This is a genomic window from Jeongeupia wiesaeckerbachi, from assembly GCF_050916355.1.
Taxonomy (GTDB): domain Bacteria; phylum Pseudomonadota; class Gammaproteobacteria; order Burkholderiales; family Chitinibacteraceae; genus Jeongeupia; species Jeongeupia wiesaeckerbachi.
The window spans coordinates 367323-389331 of sequence record NZ_CP136946.1 but is presented as its reverse complement, the minus strand read 5'-3'; the positions used below and the strand labels follow the sequence as shown (position 1 = coordinate 389331).

The 22009-nt window shown below is 62.6% G+C and carries 25 protein-coding genes and 1 tRNA gene; 12 read left to right on the top strand and 14 right to left on the bottom strand.

Annotated features, from left to right (window positions below; translation table 11 throughout):
* Nucleotides 1-4: 4 nt before the first annotated feature.
* Both R0382_RS01905 and rsmI read right to left on the bottom strand, forming a co-directional pair.
* Nucleotides 5-88 (bottom strand) — tRNA-Leu (locus tag R0382_RS01905).
* A 44-nt stretch (nt 89-132) separates the two neighbouring features.
* Complete coding sequence (gene rsmI, locus R0382_RS01900; RefSeq protein ID WP_432724201.1) at nt 133-957, bottom strand: 16S rRNA (cytidine(1402)-2'-O)-methyltransferase; 825 nt, start codon at nt 955-957, stop codon at nt 133-135.
* A 36-nt stretch (nt 958-993) separates the two neighbouring features.
* Between rsmI and R0382_RS01895 the strand changes: the two genes are divergently transcribed.
* Genes R0382_RS01895 through R0382_RS01875 form a run of 5 tightly spaced genes read left to right on the top strand, consistent with a single transcriptional unit; the run spans nt 994 to nt 4528 of the window.
* Nucleotides 994-2253 (top strand): penicillin-binding protein activator, encoded by a 1260-nt coding sequence (locus R0382_RS01895; protein ID WP_432721857.1) that lies wholly within the window; start codon nt 994-996, stop codon nt 2251-2253.
* Nucleotides 2237-2593 (top strand): YraN family protein, encoded by a 357-nt coding sequence (locus R0382_RS01890; RefSeq protein ID WP_432721856.1) that lies wholly within the window; start codon nt 2237-2239, stop codon nt 2591-2593. Before R0382_RS01895 ends, R0382_RS01890 begins: the two co-directional genes overlap by 17 nt.
* 37 nt (nt 2594-2630) lie before the next feature.
* Nucleotides 2631-3221, top strand: coding sequence for a phosphoheptose isomerase (locus tag R0382_RS01885; protein WP_432721855.1), 591 nt, complete (start codon nt 2631-2633; stop codon nt 3219-3221).
* Complete coding sequence (locus R0382_RS01880) at nt 3222-3827, top strand: BON domain-containing protein (RefSeq protein ID WP_432721854.1); 606 nt, start codon at nt 3222-3224, stop codon at nt 3825-3827.
* 53 nt (nt 3828-3880) lie between these two features.
* The gene (locus R0382_RS01875) at nt 3881-4528 is read left to right on the top strand and encodes a BON domain-containing protein (protein ID WP_432721853.1); all 648 of its coding nucleotides are present in this window, start codon (nt 3881-3883) and stop codon (nt 4526-4528) included.
* Here R0382_RS01875 and R0382_RS01870 read toward each other — a convergent pair.
* Entirely contained in the window at nt 4520-5170 is a 651-nt protein-coding gene (locus R0382_RS01870) for an arylesterase (protein WP_432721852.1), read from the bottom strand. The two genes, R0382_RS01875 and R0382_RS01870, sit on opposite strands and share 9 nt — an antisense overlap.
* On the opposite strand from R0382_RS01870, the gene R0382_RS01865 reads away from it, so the two are divergent.
* Nucleotides 5163-5876 (top strand): ABC transporter ATP-binding protein, encoded by a 714-nt coding sequence (locus R0382_RS01865; protein ID WP_432721851.1) that lies wholly within the window; start codon nt 5163-5165, stop codon nt 5874-5876. The genes R0382_RS01870 and R0382_RS01865 overlap by 8 nt on opposite strands.
* The gene (locus tag R0382_RS01860) at nt 5873-8323 is read left to right on the top strand and encodes an ABC transporter permease (RefSeq protein WP_432721850.1); all 2451 of its coding nucleotides are present in this window, start codon (nt 5873-5875) and stop codon (nt 8321-8323) included. The genes R0382_RS01865 and R0382_RS01860 overlap by 4 nt, the downstream gene beginning before the upstream one ends.
* 39 nt (nt 8324-8362) lie before the next feature.
* On the opposite strand, the gene R0382_RS01855 is transcribed toward R0382_RS01860, so the two are convergent.
* The 7 genes from R0382_RS01855 to R0382_RS01825 form a co-directional block, all read right to left on the bottom strand.
* Complete coding sequence (locus R0382_RS01855) at nt 8363-8860, bottom strand: hypothetical protein (RefSeq protein WP_432721849.1); 498 nt, start codon at nt 8858-8860, stop codon at nt 8363-8365.
* A gap of 118 nt (nt 8861-8978) precedes the next feature.
* Nucleotides 8979-9935 carry a cache domain-containing protein gene (locus tag R0382_RS01850; RefSeq protein ID WP_432721848.1) on the bottom strand — a complete coding sequence of 319 codons (957 nt, stop codon included), beginning with the start codon at nt 9933-9935 and terminating at the stop codon, nt 8979-8981.
* Between the two features lie 489 nt (nt 9936-10424).
* Nucleotides 10425-10994 carry a YdeI/OmpD-associated family protein gene (locus tag R0382_RS01845; RefSeq protein WP_432721847.1) on the bottom strand — a complete coding sequence of 190 codons (570 nt, stop codon included), beginning with the start codon at nt 10992-10994 and terminating at the stop codon, nt 10425-10427.
* Nucleotides 10995-11038: 44 nt separating this feature from the next.
* Nucleotides 11039-11392: a GFA family protein gene (locus R0382_RS01840; RefSeq protein ID WP_432721846.1), complete on the bottom strand. Its 354-nt coding sequence runs from the start codon at nt 11390-11392 to the stop codon at nt 11039-11041.
* A 64-nt stretch (nt 11393-11456) separates the two neighbouring features.
* On the bottom strand, nt 11457-11807 hold the full coding sequence (locus tag R0382_RS01835; RefSeq protein WP_432721845.1) for a hypothetical protein: 351 nt from the start codon (nt 11805-11807) through the stop codon (nt 11457-11459).
* A 103-nt stretch (nt 11808-11910) separates the two neighbouring features.
* The gene (locus R0382_RS01830; protein WP_432721844.1) at nt 11911-12291 is read right to left on the bottom strand and encodes a hypothetical protein; all 381 of its coding nucleotides are present in this window, start codon (nt 12289-12291) and stop codon (nt 11911-11913) included.
* A gap of 139 nt (nt 12292-12430) precedes the next feature.
* On the bottom strand, nt 12431-12940 hold the full coding sequence (locus tag R0382_RS01825) for a DUF7677 family protein (RefSeq protein ID WP_432721843.1): 510 nt from the start codon (nt 12938-12940) through the stop codon (nt 12431-12433).
* A 77-nt stretch (nt 12941-13017) separates the two neighbouring features.
* Here R0382_RS01825 and R0382_RS01820 point away from each other — a divergent pair, with 77 nt between their 5' ends.
* Nucleotides 13018-13167 carry a hypothetical protein gene (locus R0382_RS01820; protein ID WP_432724200.1) on the top strand — a complete coding sequence of 50 codons (150 nt, stop codon included), beginning with the start codon at nt 13018-13020 and terminating at the stop codon, nt 13165-13167.
* 290 nt (nt 13168-13457) lie between these two features.
* Here R0382_RS01820 and R0382_RS01815 read toward each other — a convergent pair whose 3' ends face one another.
* From R0382_RS01815 to recQ, 3 genes are all read right to left on the bottom strand, one after another.
* Nucleotides 13458-14315 carry an endonuclease gene (locus tag R0382_RS01815; protein WP_432721842.1) on the bottom strand — a complete coding sequence of 286 codons (858 nt, stop codon included), beginning with the start codon at nt 14313-14315 and terminating at the stop codon, nt 13458-13460.
* A 270-nt stretch (nt 14316-14585) separates the two neighbouring features.
* The gene (locus tag R0382_RS01810) at nt 14586-15548 is read right to left on the bottom strand and encodes a GMP reductase (protein ID WP_432721841.1); all 963 of its coding nucleotides are present in this window, start codon (nt 15546-15548) and stop codon (nt 14586-14588) included.
* A 461-nt stretch (nt 15549-16009) separates the two neighbouring features.
* Nucleotides 16010-17794, bottom strand: coding sequence for a DNA helicase RecQ (gene recQ / locus R0382_RS01805; RefSeq protein ID WP_432721840.1), 1785 nt, complete (start codon nt 17792-17794; stop codon nt 16010-16012).
* 128 nt (nt 17795-17922) lie between these two features.
* Between recQ and argS the strand changes: the two genes are divergently transcribed.
* The 3 genes from argS (at nt 17923) to R0382_RS01790 (ending at nt 20334) form a co-directional block, all read left to right on the top strand.
* A complete protein-coding gene (gene argS / locus R0382_RS01800) occupies nt 17923-19644 on the top strand; it encodes an arginine--tRNA ligase (RefSeq protein WP_432721839.1) in 1722 nt (573 codons plus the stop codon).
* 90 nt (nt 19645-19734) lie between these two features.
* Nucleotides 19735-20079, top strand: coding sequence for a hypothetical protein (locus R0382_RS01795; RefSeq protein ID WP_432721838.1), 345 nt, complete (start codon nt 19735-19737; stop codon nt 20077-20079).
* A gap of 96 nt (nt 20080-20175) precedes the next feature.
* The gene (locus R0382_RS01790; RefSeq protein WP_432721837.1) at nt 20176-20334 is read left to right on the top strand and encodes a hypothetical protein; all 159 of its coding nucleotides are present in this window, start codon (nt 20176-20178) and stop codon (nt 20332-20334) included.
* A 128-nt stretch (nt 20335-20462) separates the two neighbouring features.
* Here the strand turns inward: R0382_RS01790 and R0382_RS01785 are convergent, their stop codons facing one another.
* Nucleotides 20463-20633, bottom strand: a complete 171-nt coding sequence (locus R0382_RS01785) for a hypothetical protein (protein WP_432721836.1) — start codon at nt 20631-20633, stop codon at nt 20463-20465.
* Nucleotides 20634-20923: 290 nt separating this feature from the next.
* On the opposite strand from R0382_RS01785, the gene R0382_RS01780 reads away from it, so the two are divergent.
* On the top strand, nt 20924-21496 hold the full coding sequence (locus R0382_RS01780) for a hypothetical protein (protein ID WP_432721835.1): 573 nt from the start codon (nt 20924-20926) through the stop codon (nt 21494-21496).
* The last annotated feature ends 513 nt before the right edge of the window (nt 21497-22009 follow it).

The following is a 22009-nucleotide window of genomic DNA, read 5'->3' as shown; positions in this document are numbered from 1 at the left end:
TGCCTGGTGCCCGGGGTCGGACTCGAACCGACACGTCTTTCAACGGGGGATTTTGAGTCCCCTGCGTCTACCATTTCGCCACCCGGGCAGGCAAGGGCGGGATTATCACCGAAGCCGCGACGAACGGCAAGCTTATTCGGCGGCGTTCTTCAGCGACAGCGCCCGTTCGTACAACTGATTGCGTGGCGCACCGGTAATCGCCTGCGCCAGCGCGACGGCCTGCTTGAGCGGCAGCTCGGCGACCAGGGGGGCCAGCACGGTGTCGTGCGTGGCCTCGTCGGTGTTTTCGACCGGTGCGGCGGCGTCGACGACGAGGACGAATTCGCCGCGCTGCTGGTTGGTGTCCTGCTTGACCCAGTCGACCAGTTCGCCCAGCGTGGTGCGACGGATCGTCTCGAAGGTTTTGGTCAGCTCGCGCGCCATCACCACCTGGCGATCGGCGCCGAACACGCTGGCGAGATCGGTCAGGCAATCGACGATCCGGTGCGGCGCTTCGTAGTACACCGTCAGCCAGGGCAGGCTGGCCAGCGTGGTCAGCGCGTCGCAGCGTTGCTTGGTCTTGGGCGGCAGGAAGCCGTAGAACAGCGTGTGCGGGCAGCTGAAGCCGGCGGCCGACACCGCGGCGGTCAGTGCGCTGGCGCCGGGCACCGGCACCACCGGGAAACCGGCGGCATGCACTGCGGCGGCGAGCACGGCGCCGGGATCGGAAATGCCCGGCGTACCGGCGTCGGAGATCTGTGCGACCGACTCACCGGCGGCCAGACGGGCGATGATGCGCTCGGCCATCGCACGTTCGTTGTGCTCGCGCAGGCTGAGCAGCGACCTCTGGATGCCAAAGTGCCGGAGCAATTGACCCGAAACACGGGTATCTTCGGCGGCGACCACGTCGACCGCGGCGAGTACGTCCAGCGCGCGCTGGCTGATATCCCGCAGATTTCCGATGGGCGTGGCCACCACATATAATGTAGCCCGGGCTACCTGGTAAGGATCGTGATGCACATTCAGGCTCCATGGCGCGTGTTGCGCCGGATTGGGCACGGCAGTGGCCGTGGATTGCGGGCGCTACTATACGGCGCGCTGCTGGCTGGTGTCAGTACCGGCTGTGCGACGCGGCCTGCACCGGTCGCGTCGCAACCGACGCCCGCGCCCAGCGTTGTGGCGCGTCCGGCGCCGCCAAAACCGGCGCCGGTAGAAATCACACCGCTGCCGCAAGCACCGGCCGTCGCCACCGAAGCACGGCACGACGCGTATATCGCGGTATTGCTGCCGAGCGCGACGTCGAGCAAGGCGCTCAAGCCGGCCGTCGACCAGATCATGGATGGCGTGGTCAAGGGCGCGCACGTCTTCGCCCAGGGTTCGGAGCCGCCGTTGCGCGTGTTCGAGACCACCGATCAGGACGAGGACGTGCTGGCGCAGTACAACAAGGCGATCGACGGCGGCGCTGCGGCCGTGATCGGCCCGCTGACGCGTAGCGCGGTCAATTACGTCGCCGACAACGGCCGTTTCCCGGTGCCGGTGATTGCGCTGAACAGCTTCGATGCCCGCACCCTGCGCCGCGCAAACCTGTACAGCTTCAGCCTGTCGATCGAGCAGGAGGCCAGCGAAGTCGCGCGGCTGATGCGCGAAAACGGCGTGCGCAATCCACTGATCCTCGTCGCCACCAATCCGCTGAGCCAACGCATGAGTCAGGGCTTCACCGCCGCCTGGCAGGCGCTCGGCAATCCGGCGCCGCAGCTGGTCGACGCCGGCAACGCCACGCAGGGGCTGGCGGGTTTGCGCACGCAAATCGCCGCCAAGAATCCGGACGCGGTCTTCCTCGCCACCGGCTTCAAGCTCGGTCGCAAGGTCCGGCCTTTCATCGGCAACGATTTGCCGGTGTATGCGACGTCGCAGATCAATCCGGGCCCGCTCCCGGCGACGGCGGTGGCCGATCTGGCCGGCGTGCGTTTCCTCGACATGCCGTGGCTGGTCAACGCCGACGACCCTTACTATGCGCTGTTTGCCCGGCCGCGGACGCAGTCGAACGACTACGAGCGGATGTTCGCGCTGGGCGTCGATGCGTGGCGGATCGCCGCGATGCTGATTCGCGCGCCGGGGCAAGCGGTTTCGTTCGACGGTCTGACCGGCCAGTTGAGCCAGCGGACCGATGGCGTCATCGAGCGCCGGCTGCTGCCCGAGCGTTTTGGCGAAGGTAACGCGATCCCGTCGGCGAGCGACAACACGACACCGGACGACGGTGCCCCGATCCTCTAGCCCGCCGGGCGAGCGCGGGGCGGTGGCCGAAGCGCTGGCCGCCGATTATCTGGTTGCTCGCGGCCTGCGTGTCGTGGCGCGCAACTGGCGCTGCCGTCGCGGTGAAATCGACCTGATCTGCCGCGATGGGAACACCCTGGTGTTCGTCGAAGTCAGACAGCGAGCTTCCAGCCGTTTTGGCGGTGCCGCAGCCAGCATCACGCCGGCAAAACAGGCGAAACTGATCGCCGCGGCGCAGTCCTATCTTCTTGGCGTTTCGCCCGTTCCGCCTTGCCGTTTCGACGCGGTGTGCATCGACGGCGACGCCATTTCCTGGCTCAAGCACTGTATCGAAGCCTGACGCTGTCGGGCTCGTCGCAATTTAGAAAGGCAAGCAAATGGATTTACTGCAAAGGGTGCGCGAGCACTTTGAAGAATGCGTCACCACGCAGCAGATGGCGATGGAGATCCTCGGCCCCAGCGTCGGGCTGGCGGCTGAAAAAGTCGTGCAGGCGCTGATTTCCGACGGCAAGGTGCTGGCCTGCGGCAACGGTGGTTCGGCTGCGGTGGCGCAGCATTTCGCCGCCGCCATGGTCGGCCGCTTCGAGCGCGAGCGCCCGGGTTTGTCGGCGGTGGCGCTGACCACCGATTCGTCGGTGCTGTCGGCCATCGCCAACGATTACGACTACGACCTGGTGTTTTCCAAGCAGGTGCACGCGGTCGGCCGTGCCGGCGACGTACTGCTGGCGATTTCGGCGTCGGGCAACTCGGCCAACGTCATTGCCGCGATCAACGCCGCGCACGAGCGGCAGATGAGTGTGATTGCGCTCACTGGCAACGACGGCGGCCAGATCGGAGACTTGCTGGTCGGCGACGACCTGCACCTGTGCGTGCCCGCCGGGCGCAACGCGCGGATTCTGGAAGCGCATATCACCCTCGTGCACGCGCTGTGCGACACGATCGATTACATGTTGTTGGGAGGCGAATAAATGAAGAAGTCCCGTATCGTTGCGGTGGCGCTGCTGGCGTCCTTGTCCCTGTCGGCTTGCGTGCCGCTCGTCATCGCCGGCGCCGCCGCGGTTGGCATGATGGTCGGCTCGGATCCGCGTCGTGCCGAGACGGTCAAGACCGACTTCGACGTCGGGGCGCGCATCAGCGCCAAGGTGCTGGACGCCTACAAGGACACCGCGCACGTCAACGTCAACAGCTACAACGGCATCGTGCTGCTGACCGGTGAAGTGCCGAATGAAGCGGCCAAGCAGAAGCTGACTGAACTGGCGCGGACCGAGCCGGGGCTGCGCAAGCTCTACAATGAAACCGTGGTGGCGCCGGTGTCGGGCAGTACCGACCGGCTCAACGACACCCAGCTGACCGCAAGGGTGAAGACGGCCGTGATCACCGAGTCGTCCGACAGTGGCGCCTTGCACCTGATGGTCGTGACCGAACGCAAGGTCGTCTACCTGATGGGCATCACCCGGCCCGACATCGCCGACCAGGCCGCGCGCTCGGCCAGCATGGTCGACGGCGTCGCCCAGGTGGTGAAGCTGGTCGAATCCAACCCGGTCGGTCCGGCCGACGAGGCGCTGCGCAAGTAAGTTGCGCGGCCAGGGGCGCCCCGCACCGACCGTCGTTCGCATGAGGGACGGTTGTGAAGCGGAGCGCCTGTATCGTCCTGCTGACCGTCGCGCTCGGCGGCTGCGTGCCGCTGATGCTGGTGGTCAATCTGGTCGAGATCGGTGTTGTCGTCGGCACCGATCCGCGCCCGTTCGGCGTGATCCGCAGCGATTTCGAACTCGCCGGCCGGCTGGGCGGGGCGATCGATACCGAATTCGCCGACGCCGCCCACGTCAGCGTCAATGCCTTCGATGGCGTGGTGTTGCTGAGCGGCGAACTGCCGGATGCCGATGCCCGGCAGCGAATGCTGGCGCTGGCCGCCGCCGAGCCCGGCATCCGCCGGCTCCACGACAAGACCGTGATTGCGCCGCCTTCGAGCCCGGCCGAGCGTGCCAACGACACCCGGCTGACCGCGCTGGTGAAAGCCCGGATCGTTGCCTACGGCAGCGACAGCCTTGATGCCCTGCACCTGATGGTCGTCACCGACCGGCGGGTTGTCTATTTGCTCGGCCGTACCCGATCCACCTACGCCGAACACGCGGCGATTGCCGCCAGTTTCGTCGGCGGCGTGGCGCGCGTCGAGATGTTGATCGACACCGGCGTGGCGCCGGTCATGCCGACCGCAGCCGAGCCGGCCGACGCGGCCGAGCCGCCCGACACGCCGGTAGGCGGCTCAGAGTAGCGGGGCGATGTCCTTGGCGATCATCGCCGCGATCGCCGGCTGAGCTTCGGCGACCGGGTGCAGCTGGTCGGGCTGGAACCAGTCCGGCCGCTTGATCACCGGCGCCAGCAGGAAAGGCGTCAACCCGGCGCGGTACTGCTTGGCCAGTGCCGGGTACATCGCGGCGAAATCGCGCGTGTAATCCGGGCCGTAGTTCGGCGGCATCTGCATCCCCACCAGATGGACCCGGGCGCCGGCCTTCTGCGCCGCGGCGATCATCGCGCCGAGGTTGCTTTTGGCTTTGGCGACCGGCAACCCGCGCAGCCCGTCATTGGCGCCCAGCTCGATGATCACCAGCTTGGGTTTGTGGATTTTCAGCGCCTGCGGGAACCGCGTCAGGCCACCGTCGGTCGTTTCTCCTGATACGCTGGCGTTGACGACGGTATACGGCTTGCCGCCGCGCGCCAGTTCGGTTTCGAGCCGCACCGGCCAGGCCTGATTCGCGGCGATGCCGTAACCGGCCGACAGGCTGTCGCCGAACACCAGCAGTACCGGCTTGCCGGCCGCCATTGCCTGGCCGCCCAGCAGCGCAACACCGCAGAACGCCATAAGCTGAAGCACCGCGCGTACCCACACCTTGCCCATCTGGTTCCCCATGTCCATTGCCAGTCCTGCTCCTGATTCCGAATCCGTTCTCGATTGCCGCTCGCTTGGCAAGCGTGTGCTTGTCGCCGACGGCCCGCTTGATCTGCTCGCCGATATTTCATTCTCCCTGCCCAGGGGCGAAAGCCTCGCCATCGTCGGCGCCTCGGGTTCGGGCAAGTCGACCTTGCTGGCCCTGCTCGCCGGGCTCGATCTGCCCAGCAGCGGCAGCGTGACGCTGGCCGGTACCGATCTCGCCTCGCTCGACGAAGACGGTCGTGCGCGCCTGCGCGGCCGGCTGGCCGGCTTCGTGTTCCAGTCCTTCCAGTTGCTGCCGGAGCTGACCGCACTCGAGAACGTCATGCTGCCGCTCGAACTGGCATCCCGCAAGGGGGCGCGCGATATCGCCGCGAACTGGCTGGAGCGCGTCGGCCTCGGTCAGCGGCTCGAACACACGCCGCGCACGCTGTCGGGCGGCGAACAGCAGCGCGTTGCGCTGGCACGGGCGTTCTGCACCGATCCGCGCATCCTCTACGCCGACGAGCCGACCGGCAGTCTCGATACCCACACCGGCGAAAAGATCGCCGACCTGCTGTTCGAACTGAACCGTGAAACCGGCGCGACGCTGGTGCTGGTGACGCACGATGAAGCGCTGGCGGCGCGTTGCAGCGCCAGCCTGCGGATTGCGGCCGGGCGGGTGGTCGAGCAGCGCGGGCTCGGCGCATGATCGCGCTGCGCCAGTTCCGCCGGGGCCTCGCCGCTGGCGATTACCGGACGCTGATCGCCGCGCTGATCGTGACGATCGCCGCGCTGACTGCGGTCGGCCTGTTCGCCGGCCGGATGGCCAAGTTGCTCAATACCGAGGCGAACAACCTGCTTGCCGCCGATGCGGTGCTGACCGCCGATCACGCGATTCCACCGCACTTCGCCGATGCCGCCCGAAACGCCGGGCTGGCCGTCGTGCAGACGCAGGCTTTTCCGAGCATGGCGGCCGCCGGCGATGCGGCGGTGCTCGCCAGTGTCAAGGTGATTGCCGGCGCGTATCCGTTGCGCGGCAAGCTCTGGCTGGCCGGGCACGCCGAATCCACGGTCGGCGCACCGCCGGCAGGCTCGATCTGGCTTGATCCGCGTCTGGCGAACCGTTTGAAGCTGAACGTCGGCGATAGCTTGCGGCTGGGCAATACCCAGTTCCGCATCGCGGCGCTGATCGAGCGCGAACCCGACGGCGCGCTCGATTTCGCCAGCCTGCAGCCACGGCTGATGATGAACGCCGCCGATTTGGCGCCAACGGGGCTGATCGGCTTCGGCAGCCGGGTCAAATACCGGCTGCTGGTCGCCGGTCCGCCGCAGGCGGTCGCCGCGTGGCAGCAGCAGGCACGCGGTGCGCTGGGCCGGGGCGAACGGCTTGAGGACGTCCGCGAGGCCCGCCCCGAGGTCAAGACCGCGCTTGAACGCGCCGAAACCTTTTTGCGGCTGGTGACGCTGCTCGCGGCGACGCTGTCGGGCACCGCGGTGCTACTGGCGGCGCGGCGTTTCGCCGCCCGCCGTGCCGACGCCGTCGCGCTGTACGTGACGCTCGGCGCGACACGCGCACAGATCCGTGCCGTGCTGCTCGGCGAACTGCTGCTGCTGTTCCTGTTTGCCGCGCTGGCCGGCGGAGCCCTCGGTTGGGGCGCGCAGGAAGTGCTCGGCTGGGCGGTGCGCGATCGGCTGCCGGCACCGTTGCCGGCCGGCTCGGTCTGGCCGTGGCTGGCCGCCTGCGGTTTTGGCTTTGTGCTCTTGGTCGGCGTGGCCGGGCCGGCGCTGCTGCGGCTGGCGGCAACACCGCCGATCCGCGTGCTGCGGCGCGAAACCACCGCGCCGCCCCGGCTGTGGTTGACGCTGGCGGTTACCGGCGTGGCGACCGCGGCGCTGTTTGTCGGCGTGGCCGGCAACGCCACGCTGGCCGCCATCGTCGCCGCCGGTATTGCCGGTGCGCTGCTCGTTGCCGGCCTGCTCGGCTGGGCTTTGCTGCTGCTGTTCGGCCGTTTCGCCAAGGGCTTTGCCGCGCGGATTGCCGTTCGCCAGCTCGCCCGGCGGCGCTGGCTGGCGGCGGCGCAGCTTGGCGCGCTGGCGGTCGGCCTGCTGGGACTGTGGCTGCTGACGGTGGTCGAGCGTGACCTGCTGAGCGCCTGGGAAAAACGCGTGCCGGTCGACGCACCGAACCAGTTCGCGATCAACATCCAGCCCGATCAGGCCGCAGCGTTCGACAAGGCGTTTGCCGACGCAGGCTTTGCCCCGCCGGCGCTGCAACCGATGATCCGTGGCCGCTGGATGGCGCAGAACGGCAAGCCGGTCGATCCGAAGCGCTTTGAAGAGGACAGGGCGCAGCGGCTGGCCGAGCGCGAATTCAACCTGTCCTGGGGCGAAACGCTGCGCGCCGACAACCGGCTGGATGCCGGTACGCCGCTCGACGAGACCAAACCGGGTTACTCGGTCGAGGCGGGCCTGGCGAAAACGCTGGGCATCAAGCTGGGCGACACGCTGACCTTCGACGTGGCCGGCACGCTGGTTTCCGCGCCGGTGGTCAATCTGCGCACGGTCGATTGGGATTCGTTCAGGGTCAACTTCTTCGTTGTCGGCACCCGATCGCTGTTTGCCGAACTGCCGGCCAGCCTGATCACCAGCTTCCATTTGCCGCGCGAGCGCCGCGAGGTCGTCGCGCGCTGGTCGGCGCAATTCCCCAGCGTCACCTTTATCGACGTCGGCGAGGTACTCGCCGAAGTCCGCCGCGTACTCGAACTGGCGGCCAGCGCGCTGCGGCTGGTGTTCGGCTTCTGCCTCGCCGCCGGCTTGACCGTGCTGCTCGCGGCGCTGGAAACCACCGCGCCCGAGCGGCGGCGCGAGGCGGCGGTAATGCGTGCGCTCGGCGCCAGCCGGGCGCAGATCACCAAGGTGCAGTGGATCGAAGGCGCGGCGATCGGCGCGACGGCCGGGCTGGTTGCCGGCGTCGCCGCCAGCGTCTCGGGCTGGCTGCTGGCGCGCGAGGTGCTGGAGCTGACGGTGCCGTGGAACTGGCAGTTGCCGCTGTGGAGCCTCGGCACCGGCGTGCTGCTCGCCGCCCTGATCACCGCGTGGGAGCGGCGCCAGCTGTCGCGGGCGTCGGCGCTGCGCTTGCTGCGGGATCCGGGATGATCTGCAAGACCCCGGGCGGCTGCGGCACGCCCGGGCGATTCAGGCGGTCTTGTTGATGTCCGTGACCACGCTGTGCAGCGCCAGCACCTGAGCGGGGAAGGACTGCAGGGCAAATCGGTGAATGGTGTGCACGCAGGTCAGCAGTTGATCGACCGTCTTGCAGGCGCTGATCTCGTCGACGAAAGCCTGCGAGTGCGGGCCGAAGGCATCCACACAGAAATCGATCAGCAAAAAACGCGCTTCCGACACAATCAGCTCGGGATCAAGCTGGAGCCCATCGGCCGGCGCCGGGGCTTTGGCCCCCTGCCGCATATCGGCCACGCCTTGGATGGCAAGAAAGTCATCGCGAGCCATTTCCACGACGTCACTGATGATGTCATCGCGGGGATAAACCGTCTTTTCAAGCAACTCAAGCAAGCTGCGGGGCTTGCCGAGCAGAAGCAGCACGCTGCGCTTGCGAATGCTCAGTTTGAAAGTCCGGTTTTTGATTTCCTCTTCCCCCTTGGGGGAAATCATCAGGTCGGCTGATAAATCCATTGCTGCCTCTCAATTGATCTTGCAGGCTCGCGCGTGCGCACGCTAACGCCTCAGACGATATTCGATGGCGACAGCGTGCATCGGCAGCGCTGTCGCCATGGCATCGCCACGCAGGCGGTCAGGATTTGAAGCGCGACACCGACTTGAGCAGGATGTCCGAGGTTTTTCCCAGCTTTTTCAATCCACGTACCAATTCGAACAGATCCGCATCCGAGCGGGTATCGGTATATGACTTTGCCGATGCCTCGAATTTGAGTGCCTGCTCGGACAGATTGGACGCATTTTCATGGATCGCCGAAGTCAGGTTCTTCAGCTTCATCTGCATCATTTTCAGCGAGGCCATCAGGCTGCTGTTGTCATTGCTGGCCAGCTTGATGTCGATCGCCAGATCGCCACTCGCGATTTTCCGCATGCTGTCGGCGACGTCGGCCGGTTCTCCGCCAAGCTGCCGCAAAATCGTGCCACGCATACGCAAGGCCAGGGCCATCAGCGGGACGAGCAGGGCGCCGGCAATCGACAGGAAGAACAGCGCGCTGCGCCAGAAATCATTCTCAATGTCGTCGATGTATTCGCCAAACCCGATCATCCAGTTCCAGGATTCGAATTTCTTGACGCCATAAAGCTTGGCCACCTTGCCGCTCACACCCGGGCGCGTCCCGTCACGCGAGGCCACGAAAGCCACGTCGGTCTTGGCCTGGCCGATGGCGTTTCGGTATTCATCACCCTTTTGCACCGCCTCGGCAGAGGGGGGGGCGCCAATGCGTTGCGCATTGGGGTGGACCAGCAATACATCGCTTGTGAAATCACGGACGAAGTAGTAATTGTCATCGCGTTGGTAGCTGGACAGAATGGCCTTGGCTTCCTGTTGTGCTGCCTCGCGCGTCAATTCACCGTTCATTTCACGCTGATGCACTTTTTCTACGGCCGCGTATGCCAGATTTACCAGCAAATCCAGCTGCTGCTTCCGCCCGTCCAGCATGGCTTCGCGCTGCGTATATACGGCCAATGAGGCCAGAAGCAGCATGCCCGTCAAGGCGGCAAGAATAATGATCCATATCCGGGTGCTGAATTTCATGACGTATCCTTGATTGTGCTTCGGCATGCAGCTGCGCCATGCCTGTATTGCCAATGCACGGCGTCGACCACCGCTGGATTACATCAGGTGGGTCAATTCAAGGCAATTTGTCGTCAAGTAGATGGGGTGGGATGACCGAGCAATCGTTGCCGTTGTCGCTCCGGCAGGTTGTGGAGTGGATATTTTTGACCCGTAATAACAATAAATGAGTCAAAAGTGTACAAATTAATGCGTGAAAATAATTGTCATGAGTCATCGGTGACTCAAATGATGCCGGTGTTTCAAAATTGCGACGATTGGTGCTTTACTTGCATGCGTTGGCCCATGTTTGCTGGGCATTGAACTGTATTGGCAGGCTTGGGCGACAAGCAGAACCGACTACTTCCGGCGCCGGGGCGGATGTCGGTGAGAAGGTGTTAGCAGGGCATGTCTAACGACTGAACGAAGCGGCCTGCGCCAACCGCCTCGCTTGAGTTTAGGTCGCAGAAACTATGGATGAAGCTTCTCGCCATTGCCGAGCATTTCAACGAACTGAGCGATCTTCTTCACACGGGTCTCGGCCTTCTTCACGTTCTGAATCCTGAACAGAATGGCGTACCGGTTCTGGCTGTCAAGCGACGCAAAGAATGCCTTGGCTTTGGGATTGGCATCCAGGGCTTGTTGCAAGTCCTCGGGGACGGTCGAATTGCTCGCCGATGAATAGGCAGCATCCCAGCGCCCATCCTGCTTGGCACGCTCAATTTCGAGCAGACCGCCAGGATGCATTCTTCCCGCAGCCATCAGCGCTTCTGCCTTTGCCTTGTTGATTTTTGACCAGATGCTCTTGGCGGTTCTGTGCGTAAAGCGTTGCAGCCAGTAATGCTCGTTCTCTGCCTGTTTTTGGCCATCAATCCAGCCGTAGCAAAGGGCGCTTTCGAGCGCTTGCGCATAGGTGACGGTGGGTTGCTCGGCCGCCTTCTTCGCCAAGCGAAGCCATACACCCGGAGCCGTGCTTCCATTGTGCTCCAGCCAGGCTTCCCACTCAGATTGGGTTGCGAACGTCAGCTTTTGATCGGTCATATCGCACCTGTTGGAGGTATAACGTTGGAATTAACCGGCGCACTTTAGCTGCTTTGTAGCCAGCACACTCTGGACTCAAGATGAACATCTTTGATGTTTTTGGGTTTAAGGTTGGTGTCGATTGATGCCATGGTGATAGATGCCCAGTCTGGAAATTTTTCACTTCCGCTCCATTCAATATTGGAGCGGCAAGCGCTACAGAACTTCCGGATAACGCTAGCAGTTAGCAATTCTTGCCCGGATAGATATTCCAAATCAGATCTGGGTACACTTGAGTACGTGGTAAATGCAGCGCTATGCTGATTTTGGCACATTCTGCAATGGCAGTTCGACACAGTCTTGGGTTCAGACAGCAAGCGAAATGAAACCGCACCACACAAACAGCTACCGCTGTGCATTTTTACTCCTGCAGCTAATGTTTTAAATAAGCGGAGGCCAAAGGGCGTCCGCTTGATTGAAGTGTTAGCCGACAAGCACTGCGTTGCCGATTAGCCATTGTTCAATCGGAGGTGCCTCGTATTTTGGAGTGTTGTGGTTCGGGTCGAAGTTAGCTAGTTTTTGGGACAGAAATGCTGAAACCCGCTGGGAGGCCTCGGCTTGCTGAGCCGCAGATGCATCTGCGATGTCTTGGGCTGCTTCATCTGTTACGCAAATAGCAATTGTTTTGGACATTTTGTTTGGACGTTCTGGATCGTCATTTAGCTTCCACGACACACCAACATTCAGTGAGCCGATGCCGGGAACAAGACGAATTTTTGCATTTTCTGGCATCACTGATGTGATGGCTTGAAGGATCTGTTCTTCGAACGACATGGCAATGTATCCTCTAAGTTGGCTAACGATTATGCTAACGGGCAAACAAAAGCGTAGCTCTTGGCTGTCCAGCTAACGAAGTGAGCGGCAGTTGAGCGCATTGTTAGCCAGCCCCGATAGGTGTGTTGCAAACAGGGCAATGGCGAAAACGAGTGTTTACTCGGGTAGTTGAAGATTTTTGGCGTTTTGAATCCCAGCATGCAGGGCAATAAAGGGTACTGTCGCCCTCGAATAGGTAGCAGCCCCATTGCCTCCTCGTTGTCTTCTCATCAGAAGGCTGAGATGTCTTTTTTAGTAGACCATTTTCTTCTTGAAGCTCGGCAATGCGCTCCTTGAGAGAGGCTGCTTCTAGCTTTAAGTCCGCAAGTTCATTCGATAGGTCAGCTAGCAAATTTCTGAACTCGGCATCTTCTATGTTTTTGGAGATTTCACGAAGCCGCTTCGCCAGATCAATCGACGTGCCTATAGTTGTAAGAATATCCATGAATATCTCCTTTGCTGGCTAACGTTGGAGGTAACGTGCGGCCGGAATGCCGCAGGCATGGAGGGGAGCCAAAGTGCAGCTTTGGGCCGTCACGTTGGCCGAAAGGTTAGAGCCAATTTTCACTGTTGTGCCCATTGAATCACACCAAACCCTTCCTAGGTGGCGGTTCGTACAGTTCGGTTTCCCACTCTTCGTATGGTGGTGTAACAACAAAAGCTGGATCAAAATATGAGCGCAAATAATCGGCAGCTCTTCTTTCCGCGTACTTGGCATTCAAAACATTACCGCTTTCATCCAATTCCAAGACGTTAGCGTAAATCGCAAAAACCTGTTCAATAGCGCTCGGATCACTTCCGTACAACTCAAGGTAGTTAATTCCTTCGAGTGTATTTTGAGTGCCACTTGCCACGAAATAAGCAAACGTCCTAAGGGCGCCACTAAAGCTATGACTTAATTTCATGTAGGTTATGCGTCTCCGTGATGTTGGCTCTAACGTAGTGTATGCACCATGGTGCATAAAAATATATCGCGACAACTGTCGGATAACACGGCTGACAGTCGGCACGCCCTGTGCCCTTAGTAGAACAAATGCCCGGTAATCTCCAGCAGGTACGCGCTCTGCCGGGAGATTGACCATGTATTTGGACATGTCGGATAACGCCACAAACACACCACGGCCGTTGGTGCGAGCGTGTCGGCGTACCGCATAAACTTACAATTTACTGAATAAAATACTTCATAAAGTTTAACGGTTTGCGCAAGCAAGTAGAAATGGAGCGGTCCGATTTGGTGTGTTTTCTGACCTATCCGGCAGCGAAAGGCGAGGTGTCGGCATCCATGCAAAATCGGGCGTTGTCGGCGTTGCTGCTTTTGTAGCAAGCGGTTCTGCAAGTCGATTGGCCGTGGCTCGAAGGCTTTGAGCGACCGAAGCGAGCGGCGCATTTGCCTGTGGCATGGGCGTGACCGAGGTTGGTCGTGGCGCTGATGCACGGTACATCTGCATGGAAGCACGCCGCTTGCACCGCGCAGGAATGCCGGTGCTTGAGGCGCTGCGCTTGGCGCGTCATGGATGTGGATTTCGAGCGCGGGCTGAACTTGGTTCAGCAAAGCCAGTAAAGCCCGCTCGACCGGATTTGAGCGCGATACGTTAGCGGGCGGTGGCCAAGTTAGCCTTGGCAGGCCGCTGTGATCGCGCCGGCATCGGTGACAAAGCGGTTGCCATTGCCCTGAATCGCCGCAATCCGCCGATCGCGGGCGGTTTCCCAGCTGTCGACCGGATAGGTCTTGGCCCATGCGCACATCAGCTGTTTGTCCTGCCGGCTCATCGTCAGGCCGTAGCGCTCGTACATATACAGATAGGTGCGGCCGATGCGGCCGCGGACTTCCTCGCGTGGCTGGGCGCGGCGCTGCTGGAAGTCGACGATGGTCTGGCACTGGCCGTACATCGGTGTCGGATTCAGCGTCCAGGCGCCGTAGCGGTAGTTGCTGCGGTCGCCATTCACTTCGCCGACCGATGGCACCAAGTTGACGAGGTCGCCCTCGGCGGTCTGGAACACCGGATCGCTGTCGGCGCATTGCTTGCGGCCACCTTTTTGCCAGCACTGGCGCTGATGGCCCAGGTTCCACGCCGGGACAATGTGCTCCCACTCGATCCGCGCGGCGCGCTCCGGGTTCTTGCGTGGCTTGAAGCCGCAAGAGCGCCAGTTCACTTTCTTGTCGCTGTAATCGCAGCCGCAATAGAACTCCTCGCGCAGCTCGCCGGTAAAGATGCGCGGCAGCACCCGCTTGGCGTTGACGAAGTCGCGGTGGCCGACGGCGTTGCTGCGCGTGACCAGCGTTGCGGCGCCGGTGGCAGAGTCATGTGTTTGCGAGGGGATTTGCAGCAGCTGATCGCCGAGTTTGGCGAGTGTTTTGGTCACCTCGTGGCGGGCGATTTTCTGCAGCTCATGCTGCAAGTCTTTGGGCGTGTCGTCGCCGCAGGCGGCGAGGCTGAAACAGAGCAGGGCGGGGGCGAGATAACGCATCGGCGGCATTCTTGCCGCCGGCCGGCCGGCTCGCCATGTGAATATGCCCTTGCGCTTTGGCGCGGCCCGGCGTTAGCGAATTCGCGACCCGAAATCTGGCTCGGCTGGCGAGCGCGCTCGTTCGCTTTTGCCCGAAGCGGGGGGCCCGCAGCAAGGCCCGGACGGTGCCCGCGTGGTGGTCAGCGCCGGGGATGGCTCCGAAGGGAGGCCCCTGCCGGGGCGGGCATCGGACGGCCAGGAAATGCGCCGCCCGCTGCCGGACCGGAAAGATCAGCGCGCGACCAGTACCATCGGCGTGCCCTTCAGCGCCGCCAGATCGCGGCCGCCGGCGTAGCTGATCGACGACTGCAGGTCTTGCTGCAGCTCGACCAGCAGCTTCTCGATGCTGCCCTTGTACGGCACGAGGATCTTCTTGCCCTCGACGTTCACATAGGCGCCCTTGTTGTGCTCGGACGCGCTGCCGAAGTATTCCTTGTAGTGCTTGCCATCGATCTCGATCAGCCCGCCGGCGGATTCGTCGTAGCCGGCGAACAGCGAGCCGGCCATCACCATGGTCGCGCCGCAGGCTAGCGCCTTGGCGATGTCACCGTGTTCGCTGATGCCGCCATCGGCAATTACCGGTACCTGCACCGCTGCAGCACAGTCGAGCGTGGTCGAGATCATCGGCCGGTGGAAGCCGGTCTTGTTCTTGGTGATGCAGACGCGGCCGCCGGCGATGCCGGCCTTGATCGCGTCGCAGCCCCAGCGTTCCAGATCGCGTGCCGCATCGGCCGTGGCGATGTTGCCGCCGATCAAAAAGGTATGCGGAAACAGTTTCTTCACATGCGCGATCATCCGTTCGGCCTTCACGCACCAGGCGTTGGCGATGTCGAGCGTCATGTATTCGGGCTTGATGCCGGCGGCACGCAGCGCATCGAGCTGGGCATGGGTGTCGTCGTTGACGCCGATCGAGATCGACGCGAACAGCCCGGCGTCGTGCATCGTGCGGCAGAACGTCACCGGGTCGACGTTGAAACGGTGCATCGTGTAGAACCAGCCGCGTTCGGCAAAGTGCCGGCAGCTGGCTTCGTTGATCACGCTCTTCATATTCGCTGCATACACCGGCATCGTGAAGTGGCGCGGGCCGAACGCGACCGAGGTGTCGCAATCCCTGCGGCTGTCGACGACGGTTTTCTGCGGTACGAGGTAGACGTCGCCGTAGTTCAGTTCAGGCGTGATGGTGACGATGGACATCGGGTGTAATCCTCTCCGTTGGCAATGCCGGGGGTGCACCGGCCCTGCACGCCGGAACGGTGTTCGAGCGCGCAGACTGCGTGTTGAAAAAAACGGGGGCCCCAATAAAAAGGGGAGCGGCATGCCGCTCCCCTTTTCCGAAACAAATTTGCAAAAATCCTTGCGCCATCAGCCACTTAGGGTCTGCGCGCAACGGTTCCAATCTAGGCTGCATCGGTGGCGAAGTCAACCGCATGGCGCGTGAAAACGCCCGCCGATGTGCGGGGTCTTGCGCTGGGTCAAGCAGGACTCAGAACCTATGCGGGCAGGCGAGCGAGCCAAGGCAGTTTGTGGCCGCCCGAAGCAGGGGAACCGGAATGGGCGCGAGTCCATGAGGAGGGCCCGAAGGTCGCCCTCAGGGTTCCGGCGCATGGGAACAGAATGCGCAGCCGCAGCCGCAGCCGCAGCCGCAGAAGGGCGACCTAGTGTCCGGCGATCACCGCGAGGAAATCGTCGCCGTATTTGTCGAGCTTGCGGTCGCCCACGCCGGTGACGCGGCCGAGCTCGTAATGATCGGCCGGGCGCAGCCGGACCATTTCCTTCAGCGTCGCGTCGCCGAAGATCACGTAGGCCGGCACGTTCTGCGCGTCGGCCAGCGCCTTGCGCTTGCGTCGCAGCGCCTGCCACAGCGCGTTGTCCGCCGGCGAATCGAAGCCGGCGTCGCGGCTCTTGGCGGTGAAGGTTTCGCTGCGCGCGCGCAGGAAGACCTCGGCCTCGCCCTTGAGGATCGGTCGGGCCGAGTCGCCCAGCGCCAGTCCGCCGCGGCTCTCGGTCGCCAGCTGCAGGGCGCCGCGCGCGACCAGCTGCCGGAAAATCGCCCGCCACGTGGCTTCGGGCGTGTCCTTGCCGATGCCGTAGGTCGACACCGTCTGGTGGCAGTGCTCGCGCACCTTGGCGTTGTCCTTGCCGAGCAGCACGTCGACCAGGTGGCCGACGCCGAAGCGGTTGCCGGTGCGGAACACGCACGACAGTGCCTTGCGCGCCGCATCGGACACATCGACGAGCTTGGGCGGATTCAGGCAGTTGTCGCAGTTGCCGCACGCCTGGGTCGCTTCGCCGAAATAGCCGAGCAGCGTCTGCCGGCGGCAGTCGGTGGCTTCGACGAAACCGAGCATCGCATCGAGCTTGCGGCGCTCGACCATCTTCTGTTCATCGGGCGCGTTCGAGCCTTCGATCATCTGCGTCAGCAGCATCAGATCATTCAGTCCGTAAGTCAGCCACGCATTGGCCGGCAGGCCGTCGCGGCCGGCGCGGCCGGTTTCCTGGTAGTAGTTCTCGATGCTCTTGGGCAGGTCGAGGTGGGCGACGAAGCGTACGTCGGGCTTGTCGATGCCCATGCCGAAGGCGATGGTCGCGACCATCACCACGCCGTCGTCGCGCAGGAAGATCTTCTGGTGATTGGCGCGGGTACTGGCGTCGAGCCCGGCGTGGTAGGGGTAGGCGCGGATCTGTTTTTCGCGCAGCCACGCCGCGGTGTCCTCGACCTTCTTGCGCGACAGGCAATAGACGATGCCCGATTCGCCCTCGTGCTCGCGGCGGATGAAGCTGAGCAGCTGGTCGCGGCCGTTCTGTTTTTCGACGATGGTGTAGCGCAGATTGGGGCGGTCGAACGACGAGACGAACTTGCGCGCCTGCTGAAGGCCCAGCCGCTCGGCGATTTCCTCGCGCGTGGCGTGGTCGGCGGTCGCGGTCAGCGCGATCCGCGGCACGCCGGGAAAATCGTCGGCCAGAATCGACAGCTGCAGATATTCGGGGCGGAAATCGTGGCCCCATTGCGAGACGCAGTGCGCCTCGTCGATCGCGAACAGCGACACCGGGCCGCTCTTGATCAGGCCCATGAAGCGCGGCGTCATCAGCCGTTCGGGTGCGACGTAGAGCAGCTTGAGCTTGCCCGAGAGGAAGTCGCGCTCGATTTCGCGCGCGGCCTCCAGATCGACGGTCGAATTCAGAAACGCCGCGGCAACGCCGAGTTCCTTCAGCGTATCGACCTGATCCTGCATCAGCGCGATCAGCGGCGAAACGACGACCGCGCAGCCGTCGCGCAGCAGCGCCGGCACCTGATAGCACAGCGATTTACCGCCGCCGGTGGGCATCAGCACCAGCGCGTCGCCGCCGCTGGCGACGTGTTCGACGATCTCGCCCTGCTGGCCGCGGAAGGCGTGATAACCGAAAACGTGTTCGAGGACGGAAAGCGGGGTGGCGGACATCGGGGGACTTGGATCGCGGGAAGCCGGCCATTGTACGCCGGACCGAAGGTGAAGCGTCGCCGGCCGCTCGCCGGCCGGCTCGGGTAAAATGCGCGATTGACCCGAATACGCATGAAGCAGGAAGACCGATGACCCTCCACGAACTGATCTCGACCCGTGTTGCCGCCGCGCTTGCCGCCGTCGGCGTGCCCGACGCACCTGCCGCGGTGGCACCGGCTTCGCGACCCGAGTTCGGCGACTATCAGGCCAATGGCGTGATGGGCGCGGCCAAGAAGCTCAAGCAGAACCCGCGCGAGCTGGCCGCCAAGGTCATCGATGCGCTCGATCTGGCCGGCATTGCCAGCAAGATCGAGATCGCCGGCCCGGGCTTCATCAACATCACCCTCGACGACGCCTTCCTGGCCGCGCAGGTGGCGCGCCAGCACGGCGACGTCCGTCTCGGTACCGGCGCAGCGGCCGTGCAGAAGGTCGTCATCGATTACTCGTCGCCGAACCTCGCCAAGGAAATGCACGTCGGCCACCTGCGCTCGACCATCATCGGCGACGCGCTCGCCCGGGTGCTGAGCTTCCAGGGCCACGACGTGATCCGCCAGAACCACGTCGGTGACTGGGGCACGCAATTCGGCATGCTGACGGCGTTTCTGGTCGAGCGCGAGGAAGACGGCAGCGACGACACGCTGGCGCTCAACGACCTCGAAGGCTTCTACCGCGCCGCCAAGGTGCGCTTCGACGAAGACGAAGCCTTCGCCACCCGCGCCCGTGATTACGTGGTGAAGCTGCAGGGCGGCGACGTGCGCGTGCGCGCGCTGTGGGAACGCTTCCTCGACATTTCGCTGACGCATTGCGAAGCCGTTTACGCCACGCTCGGCGTGCAGCTGACCCGCGACGACGTGATGGGCGAGTCGGCCTACAACGACGACCTTGCACCGGTGGTCGCCGATCTGAAGGCGCAGGGCCTTGTCACCGAGTCCGAAGGCGCGCAGGTCGTCTTCCTCGACGAATTCAAGAACAAGGACGGCGAGCCGCAGGCCTACATCGTGCAGAAGCAGGACGGTGGCTATCTGTATTCGACCTCGGATCTCGCCGCTGCGCGCTACCGTGCCGGCAAGCTCAAGGCTGACCGCGCGCTCTACGTCGTCGACGCACGCCAGGGCCTGCACTTCCAGCAGGTGTTCACGCTGGCGCGCAAGGCCGGCTTTGTGCCGGCGAGCATGCAGCTCGAACACGTCGCCTTCGGCACAATGATGGGCGACGACGGCAAGCCGTTCAAAACCCGTTCCGGCGGCGTCGTCAAACTGGCCGAGCTGCTGGCCGAGGCCGAACAGCGCGCCTTCGAGCTGGTCAGCAGCAAGAATCCGGATCTGGACGAAGCGACGCGCAAGCAGATCGCTCATGTCGTCGGCATCGGCGCGGTCAAGTACGCCGATCTGTCCAAGCACCGCACCAGCGATTACGTGTTCGACTGGAACACGATGCTGAGCTTCGAAGGCAACACCGCGCCTTACCTGCAATACGCGTACACGCGGATCGCCAGCATCTTCCGCCAGGCCGGCGAGTTCGACGCGCATGCGGCCATCGTGATCGCCGAGCCGGCCGAGCACCAGCTGGCGCTGCAACTGGCGCAGTTCCCCGAGCTGCTGCAACAGGTCGCCGCCGACACCTGCCCGCATTTCCTCTGCGCCTATCTGTACCAGCTGGCGACGAAGTTCAGCCGCTTCTACGAAGCCTGCCCGGTGCTCAAATCCGAAGGCGAGGTGCGCGCCAGCCGGCTGGCGCTGTGCGCCGCGACGGCGAAAACGCTGTCGACTGGTTTGGGGCTGCTGGGCATCGACGTGCTCGAAGCGATGTGATCGTTTGTCGCTTGCGATACGCGATTGAGTGTTCCGTTCATCCGAACGTAGCGTCGTCGTCGTGCCTTGCTGCCATAGCGGAAAGTAGGTGTGCAAAGCGCCGCTGATTCGGTGGGCAAGGCTATGGACGAGGAAAAGGGTTCTTGGTGGAAAACGTTGCCCAGCATTCTGACCGGCATTGTCGGCGTCATTGTCGCGGTCAGCGGATTGATCGGGGTGCTTTCCCAGTCGGGGCTCGTCGGCGGCAAGGCCGATCCCGGCCCGGCTGCGGTACAGCCGGCGACGCCTGCCCCGTCGCGGGTCGCGTCTGCCGGTAATCAGGCCGGTGACGGTGATCAACCGTCACCCCTTGCTGCTGACGCTGATGAACTGTTGCGCTTGCTCAAACAAGCGAACATTCGCAACAGCGTCGGCGAGCAAACGATGCGTGAATGACTTGCTGATTCGCGCTGGTATCGGCGGCTGGCGCAGGAAAGCCTCGCTATCGTCGGCGATCGACGCCTGACCCGCGACGGTGCCGATCTGGACAAGGTGAGTTACTACTACGTCGGGTCGCTGGGGCTGAAAGGCGATGATGAAGCTCCTGCCGATCATGTCGTTGACCGTCGTAAGCTGGAGCAGGCCCTGGTGAACGCATACAACAACCGCAACGGCGCCAGCGCCGCGACCTTGCCGGAAATCCTCGAATAGGTGGCGCGGTGAAACGGGCGCCGCAGCGTGCGAGTGATGGATACGCACGCCGCCTGGCGCTGGCCTTGCTTGAACTCGAAGACGGTTGAGCCGTGGCCATCCGACGGCGCGCTTCGTTGGCATGCTGCTCAAGCTTGCTCCAGTCGCTGCAAGCCGGTCTCGTGCAGCTTCGTTGCCGAGGCGGTGAGCGCTTCGGCGAGCACCGGGTCGCCGATCGAGTCGGCGGTACGCTGGAGTTGCGTCGCCGGGCCGCCTGCTGAAGCTGCAATACGGTGATTCAAGGTGTGCGCGGTGCTCACGATGTCCGTGCGAGCCTGTTCGGTAACGGCCGGTATCGACGGGGCTGTTGGGATAGCTCGAGACGATGTAATCGCATGCAATTCCGAAACCCCCGGCCGTGGCCGGGATCTTTTTGTTGATCGGAATATAAGCAATTTTGAATTCAATACGTTGGTCGGGACGCGATATCCGATTATTCAACTGTGTTAGCTTGAATCGTTGTATTCGCGGCGTTGTTCATGGCGCGGAAGAATGCCACATCGAGGGCAGGGGCGCGTTTTGCTGTGCGATGCTTTAAAAGGAGTTGGTCATGCGTGCTTGTAGGCTTTGCCTTGTCGTTTCGTTTCTTTTCTCTCCTGCCGCCTTTGCCTTAAAGGAAGGGGACGCAATCTATCTTAAACTGGGGTGGCCAAGCCCGAGTAGTCCGACCACCGATGCAATCGGCTTCGACTATGCGGCGCCGGTCAGTGGCGCCTGCAATAATATACAACGGTCTTCTTATGCCGCTTATTTGTTGCGCACGAATGTGGTAGGGGCCAAGGTTGTCCTGGAAAGTTGTTCCGATAACAACGGTTCGCTGCGTTGCAAGCTGAAGATTGCGACCGGCAGCTACGCAAACTACTACGTCGGCACAACCGGGGATTATCCGTACTCCCGAAATTATTCGACCTCCGCCGAGCCCATTACCTTTGTCCGTCGCGGGAATTATGATTTCTCGTCACAGAATTTGGGGGTTAACAAGGGCGATGTCTACGCGTTGCAGGGCTCGAACGGGAACTACTTGAGATTGGCCGAAGAGTATTCCGGTTGTGGGGTTAATTATTTGAGGTTTAATGAGCCCGACATCAGCAAGTCGTCAAATTTCGCGATATCCACACCCTGACGAAGAAATAGACCAGCCGGCATGGGCTGGCTGGGTGAATTTTCTGCGTGAACATGATTTACTCGCTCGTTGCGGGGAAATTGATGCCGTGGTCGATCTCTGGGGTGATTTAAGGAGATCATTTCAATCGGCTGTCTGCGGCAAAACTCGTTGAATGAATTTGATTTTCGGCCGCGGTTAGGCCAAGAAGCCCTTGCTTGTATTGGTGCCAAGTGATTGGATGCGTTCGTTGCTTCCAACGGTTTGAATTTCATGGTTGAAAGTGTATAAAACTTGGGGGCGGGGTTTGATGGGGAATGAAATGTACTCTCACTCGTCGAGGGCTTGACCGGATCCACCATGGCGTGAGTGCTCTTTGCTACGGTTCCATATCCGAGTTGATCGTGCATTGAATCCGCCGCGTATTTGCTTGCTCTTGGCGGGGGCGTGAAGACCGGCACTGCGCTGCAGGGGCCGCGCAGTCGGCGTGCCATTGTTTGGGATGGCCGTTATGGGCCGTGTCGGGAAGGATCG

Coding starts and splice junctions, on each gene's coding strand:
- R0382_RS01850 (WP_432721848.1), bottom strand. CDS start 9,935: ATGAAATTCAGCACCCGGATATGGATCATTATTCTTGCCGCCTTGACG.
- R0382_RS01845 (WP_432721847.1), bottom strand. CDS start 10,994: ATGACCGATCAAAAGCTGACGTTCGCAACCCAATCTGAGTGGGAAGCC.
- R0382_RS01870 (WP_432721852.1), bottom strand. CDS start 5,170: ATGGACATGGGGAACCAGATGGGCAAGGTGTGGGTACGCGCGGTGCTT.
- R0382_RS01780 (WP_432721835.1), top strand. CDS start 20,924: ATGCGTGCTTGTAGGCTTTGCCTTGTCGTTTCGTTTCTTTTCTCTCCT.
- argS (WP_432721839.1), top strand. CDS start 17,923: ATGACCCTCCACGAACTGATCTCGACCCGTGTTGCCGCCGCGCTTGCC.
- R0382_RS01880 (WP_432721854.1), top strand. CDS start 3,222: ATGAAGAAGTCCCGTATCGTTGCGGTGGCGCTGCTGGCGTCCTTGTCC.
- R0382_RS01830 (WP_432721844.1), bottom strand. CDS start 12,291: ATGGATATTCTTACAACTATAGGCACGTCGATTGATCTGGCGAAGCGG.
- recQ (WP_432721840.1), bottom strand. CDS start 17,794: ATGTCCGCCACCCCGCTTTCCGTCCTCGAACACGTTTTCGGTTATCAC.
- R0382_RS01895 (WP_432721857.1), top strand. CDS start 994: ATGCACATTCAGGCTCCATGGCGCGTGTTGCGCCGGATTGGGCACGGC.
- R0382_RS01885 (WP_432721855.1), top strand. CDS start 2,631: ATGGATTTACTGCAAAGGGTGCGCGAGCACTTTGAAGAATGCGTCACC.
- R0382_RS01855 (WP_432721849.1), bottom strand. CDS start 8,860: ATGGATTTATCAGCCGACCTGATGATTTCCCCCAAGGGGGAAGAGGAA.
- R0382_RS01840 (WP_432721846.1), bottom strand. CDS start 11,392: ATGCACAGCGGTAGCTGTTTGTGTGGTGCGGTTTCATTTCGCTTGCTG.
- R0382_RS01810 (WP_432721841.1), bottom strand. CDS start 15,548: ATGTCCATCGTCACCATCACGCCTGAACTGAACTACGGCGACGTCTAC.
- R0382_RS01825 (WP_432721843.1), bottom strand. CDS start 12,940: ATGTCCAAATACATGGTCAATCTCCCGGCAGAGCGCGTACCTGCTGGA.
- R0382_RS01860 (WP_432721850.1), top strand. CDS start 5,873: ATGATCGCGCTGCGCCAGTTCCGCCGGGGCCTCGCCGCTGGCGATTAC.
- R0382_RS01835 (WP_432721845.1), bottom strand. CDS start 11,807: ATGTCGTTCGAAGAACAGATCCTTCAAGCCATCACATCAGTGATGCCA.
- R0382_RS01865 (WP_432721851.1), top strand. CDS start 5,163: ATGTCCATTGCCAGTCCTGCTCCTGATTCCGAATCCGTTCTCGATTGC.
- R0382_RS01815 (WP_432721842.1), bottom strand. CDS start 14,315: ATGCGTTATCTCGCCCCCGCCCTGCTCTGTTTCAGCCTCGCCGCCTGC.